Raw genomic sequence first — 5021 nt, 5'->3', positions numbered from 1 at the left:
TCGGCGTACATCGCTACCGAGCTGTCGCGCTGCGAGCGGTCCTGGAGGCAGCAAGTCACCGGTGTAACGGTAGTAGTTGCCGGTGCACTGCAAAGCGAACGTGTCGGTGTCCTTCTTGTACTTGGTGGACAATTCACCCGGCTTGAGCAGGTAAGTCTTGCCGCAGGAGCCAGTCCCATCGCACCAGTCCGCGATAGACACCGGGTGTGCCGAATCATTGCGCACGACGCCACAGCCCGCGATTGAACAGTTGCCGGCCAGGGCCGGGCCAGCGCCGAAAAGTGACGCAGCAGCCACCGCCGCAGTCGTCAAGAAACCCGCCGTCACCAGCCGAGCAATCCCCCGATTTTTCGCCATTAGCTATTGCCTTCCTTCCATGAAACAAACCTTCTTGGAAATCGAACCTAGCGTGAACTTTCTGCAAGGTCAACCGCCCGGCCATATCGATGTCGGCGTTACAGGGGAGTGGCGATGGCGGATGCGATGTGTTATGAGCATCGATCCGGCAGACCCCTTGTTTCGAGCACGCCAGCATGATCAACTGATCAGATGGCGCCGCACATGGATCCCGACGAGTTCCGTCGCGCCGGCCACGCCGTCGTCGACTGGATCGCCGACTACTGGGCGACAGTGGAGCAACGACCGGTCGCCCCGGCCGACCCCCCGGGCACAGTGGCCGCCGCCCTGCCCAGCGAGCCCCCCACCACCGGCGGCGAACCGGTCGAGGCGATCCTCGCCGACCTTGACTCGATCGTCGTACCAGGGCTGACCCACTGGCAGCACCCGGGCTTCTTCGGCTACTTCCCCGGCAACACCTCCGGCCCGAGCGTGCTCGGCGACCTGGTCAGTTCCGGGCTTGGCGTACAGGGCATGCTCTGGGCCTCCAGCCCGGCCTGCACCGAGCTGGAAACGGTGATGATGGACTGGCTGGCCCACCTGATGGACCTGCCACAGCGGTTCCGCTCCACCGGCGCCGGCGGTGGGGTCATCCAGGACTCGGCGTCCTCGGCGACGCTGGTCGCCACCCTGGCCGCACTGCACCGGGCCAGCGGCGGACGCTGGCGGCACACCGGCATCGACCGGCGCTACCGCGCCTACACCTCCATCCACGGGCACTCGTCCATCGAGAAGGCGGTGCGGATCGCCGGGCTGGGCAGCGACGGAACCCGGTCGGTCGAGGTGGACCCGAACACCCAGGCGATGCTGCCAGGCGTGCTGCGGGCCGCCATCGAAGCCGACCTGGCCGCCGGTGACGTGCCGGCCATCGTGGTGGCGACCATCGGCACCACCTCCACCACCGCCATCGACCCGCTGCCGGAAATCGGAGCCATCTGCGCCGAGTACGGGATCTGGCTGCACGTGGACGCCGCGTACGCGGGCGCCGCCGCCGTCTGCCCCGAACTGCGGTGGACGCACGCCGGCCTGGAGTACGCCGACTCCTACTGCTTCGACCCGCACAAGTGGCTGCTCACCGGCTTCGACTGCGACGCGTTCTGGGTGGCCGACCGGGCCGAACTGATCGAGGCGCTGACCGTACTGCCGGAGTTCCTGCGCAACGCGGCCTCCGAATCCGGCGCGGTGATCGACTACCGGGACTGGCAGGTGCCGCTCGGCCGGCGGTTCCGGTCCCTCAAGCTGTGGTTCGTGCTGCGCTGGTACGGCGCCGAAGGCCTGCGGGCGCACATCCGCTCCGGGGTGGCGCTGGCCGAACGGTTCGCCGAGCGGGTCCGCGCCGACGACCGGTTCGAGGTGGTCGCGGCGCACCCGTTCTCACTGGTCTGCTTCCGACTGCTGGCCGACGACGACACCAACGCGGCGTTGCTGGCCTCGGTGAACGCCAGCGGACGCGTGCACCTCACGCACACCCGGGTCGCCGGCCGCTACACGCTGCGGCTGGCGGTCGGCTCGCCCCAGACCACCGAAGCGCACACCGACGAAGCCTGGACCCTGCTCTCCGAGACGGCCACCACCCTGCTCACCCCCTGACCCGCCATCGCCCCACGCGCTCCCCCGCCCGCTCCCCCGCGCCCGCGCCCGCGCCCGCGCCAAGGTCCGCGCAACTTCGCCGATGTTGCTGCCTCCGCCGCGCGAGAGGCAGCAACATCCCTGATGTTGTGCAGATCTTGGGGACGAACACCGTGCCCGACCCACCGGGGCCGGGATTTAGGGCGCCACCGCCGTCAAGGTCACGCTCGATCCTGGATGTAGTGGCCACGACGAGCCGGGATGCCACTACATCCAGGATGTTGCGCGATCTTGGTGAGTCAGCCGCGCCGATGACGACGTTCGAGCCGGCATCGGCGGGTGGATGGGCGCACCGCGCGGTTCAGCGTGGGGTGGGCGTACCCGTTGCGGCCAGATCGGCAGGGACCTCGCCGACGGATGCGGCGTCGGTAGCCTCGGCGGGAACACCGACAGCGGCGGCGGGAGCGGCGGCGGGAGCGGCGGCGGGAGCGGCGGCGGCTTCGGCGCGGGCGCGACGGGTACGGCGTAGGGCGCGGACGGCCAACACCAGGGCGGCCAGCCAGCCGGCGGCCAGCAGGGCGTACAGGGCGGGGCGGGCCGGACCGTCCAGTTCGGCGGAGCGGATCAGGGTGCGGGCGTTGGTCAGCACGATCACGCCGCCGACTGCCGCGCCGAGCAGTTGGGCGGGCACGATTCGCACCAGCCAGGCGGCCAGTGGGGCGGCGATGAGGCCGCCGATGAGCAGTGCGGCGACGGTGGGGAGCAGGAATCCCTCCGAGCCCAGCCCGATCAGGAAGCCGATGCTGGCAGCGCCGGCCACGACGAACTCGGCGGTGTCCACGGAGCCGATCACCTTGCGGGGTTCCATCCGGCCGGAGACCAGCAGCGCGGGGGTGGCCACCGGGCCCCATCCGCCGCCGCCGGTCGCGTCGACGAAGCCGGCGACCAGGCCCAGGGGGCCGAGGAAACGACCGCGGAGCCGTCCGCCGACCCGGTCGGTGCGCAGTGGCCGGGCGAAGCGGATCAGGAGGTACGCGCCGAGCGTGAAGAGGATGCCGGCCATCCACGGTGCGGCGGCTTCGGTGGAGATGGAGCTGAGCAGGGTGGCTCCGGCGAAGGCGCCGATGGCACCGGGTAGGGCGATGCGGGTCACCACCCGCCAGTCGACGTTGCCGAACCGCCAGTGCGCCACCCCTGCGGCGAGCGTGGTGCCGATCTCGGCCAGGTGCACCGAGGCCGAGGCGGCGGCCGGGGCGACCCCGGCGACCAGCAGCAGAGTGGACGAGGTCAAGCCGTAGGCCATGCCGAGCGAACCATCGATCAGTTGCGCGACGAGCCCGACCAGAGCGAGGACCAACAGCTTGCGCACGAGCGCCCCCAGACTTTTCGGCATCTCCTATCGACTTGGTCGACAATGCGGGAAGGGGCGGCCGGGGTCAAGCCCCCGATCGGTGGATGGGACGCGGACGTGTGGCCGGGAGGTGAGCCGGCGCTCAGATCCAGGCGCGCGGGTCGGCGGCCAGCTCGGTGACCCGCGCGGGCAGGTTGCCGGCGGCGACGTCAGCGACGCTGACCAGTTCCAGGATCTCCCGCTCGCTTGCCCGTAGCGCGATCCAGACTTCCTGGAGGGCCTGTGCCGGGCCGTGGTAGCCGAGCTGCTCGGGGCGTTGCCCGCGTACGTGGGCGAGGGGCCCGTCGATCACCCGGATGACCTCGGCGAGGGAGATCTCCTCAGCGGGGCGGGCCAGCCAGTAGCCGCCCTCCGGGCCACGCTGGGCGTGCACGATGCCGCCCCGGCGCAGTTGGAGAAGGATGCTCTCCAGGAACTTCGGCGGGATCTCCTGGGCGCGGGCGATCTGGTCGGCCGTCACCGGCCGGCCGCGCCCGGGGCCGCTGGCCGTCGCGGCGAGTTCGGCGGCCGCGCGGAGGGCGTAGTCGACCCGAGCGGAGAGGCGCATGTCGGCAAGGTTAGTCGCTGGTCAACCGGGCGGGCGGGCGACCCTCGGCCGATCGGCCACGCATCGATGGGAAGTAGCGCCGCTGGCACCCGGCCGGGACCGTTGGACGGCCGCCCGTCGGGACTGGTGAAGTACGTCATGATCCACCGTGTGGTGGCGGCGGAAATGCCGTTCCGGAGCGTCCCTATGCTGGGCGTGAGTACGAATGTCTGGCCGTTTACCCGGCCGCCAGCAACATATTGATAAACACCCGGGCGCGCTCGGGGGGAAGGCAACACGATGACCGATATCGCCACACGCACCTGGGACGGCATGACCATCCCGGTGGCCGGCACCTATCTTCTCGATCAGGCGCACAAGCGGATCGGTTTTCTGTCCCGGCACATGATGGTCAGCCCGGTGCGCGGCGAGTTCGCCGAGGCCACGGCGGAGATCTTCGTGGCGGAGGACCCGATGCTCTCCTCGGTGACGGCCACCATCATGGCGGCCAGCATCACCACCGGAAGTATCGACCGGGACACGCATCTGAAGAGTGCCGACTTCCTCGACGTGGAGCGTTTTCCCACCCTCGAATATCGAAGCACCGGCATTAAGTGGCAGGGCAACGAGGACCCTATATTCCAGTGGGCGCGTCTGCGCAACCATCGGTTGGGCGGGCGAGGCCGAAGTCACATTGTTCCGCCGCAGTCCGACGGCATTCCCGGACGATTCGTCCTCACCGGTGAGTTGACAGTGAAGGGAATCACCCGGCCCGTCGACCTGGTGGTGAATTTTGGTGGTGCCCGTCAGGATCCGTACGGGCAGAACATCTTCGGTTTCAGCGCGACGGCCGAGATGAACCGTGAGCACTACGGTCTGCTCTGGAATGTCGTCCTGGAGAGCGGCGGGGTGCTGGTCGGCAAGACGGTGCAGATCGAGATCGCCGGCGAGGCCATCTACCAGGCCTGAACCACGTCATCCCCGCCAGTTGCCTGGCGGGGACGAGCGACATGCTCCCGGGCGGGCCCGGGGTGGTGGGTGCTCCCACGGGAACTCCTCGGGGGGTGGTGGGGCCTGGGGTGGGATCATCCTGCCCGTCGGCGGCTGTGGAGGGGGATC

The 5021-nt window shown here is 69.6% G+C and carries 5 protein-coding genes; 2 read left to right on the top strand and 3 right to left on the bottom strand.

The window, feature by feature from the left end; translation table 11 throughout:
* Positions 1 to 357 (bottom strand): hypothetical protein (locus ABZ749_RS29270; RefSeq protein WP_357233448.1); only part of this gene is annotated, 357 nt, incomplete at its 3' end.
* A 192-nt stretch (positions 358 to 549) separates the two neighbouring features.
* Between ABZ749_RS29270 and ABZ749_RS29265 the strand changes: the two genes are divergently transcribed.
* A complete protein-coding gene (locus ABZ749_RS29265) occupies positions 550 to 1986 on the top strand; it encodes a pyridoxal-dependent decarboxylase (RefSeq protein WP_357233446.1) in 1437 nt (478 codons plus the stop codon).
* A 340-nt stretch (positions 1987 to 2326) separates the two neighbouring features.
* Here the strand turns inward: ABZ749_RS29265 and ABZ749_RS29260 are convergent, their stop codons facing one another.
* Positions 2327 to 3334, bottom strand: coding sequence for a sulfite exporter TauE/SafE family protein (locus ABZ749_RS29260; protein ID WP_357233450.1), 1008 nt, complete (start codon positions 3332 to 3334; stop codon positions 2327 to 2329).
* A gap of 124 nt (positions 3335 to 3458) precedes the next feature.
* Positions 3459 to 3923 carry an Rrf2 family transcriptional regulator gene (locus ABZ749_RS29255; protein ID WP_355007608.1) on the bottom strand — a complete coding sequence of 155 codons (465 nt, stop codon included), beginning with the start codon at positions 3921 to 3923 and terminating at the stop codon, positions 3459 to 3461.
* A 279-nt stretch (positions 3924 to 4202) separates the two neighbouring features.
* On the opposite strand from ABZ749_RS29255, the gene ABZ749_RS29250 reads away from it, so the two are divergent.
* Positions 4203 to 4871, top strand: a complete 669-nt coding sequence (locus tag ABZ749_RS29250; protein ID WP_357233444.1) for a YceI family protein — start codon at positions 4203 to 4205, stop codon at positions 4869 to 4871.
* Positions 4872 to 5021 lie beyond the last annotated feature (150 nt).

Source organism: Micromonospora sp. NPDC047753, from assembly GCF_040642735.1.
Lineage (GTDB): Bacteria > Actinomycetota > Actinomycetes > Mycobacteriales > Micromonosporaceae > Micromonospora.
The sequence above is the reverse complement of the archived record's forward strand: the minus strand, read 5'-3'. Positions and strand labels throughout refer to the sequence as shown.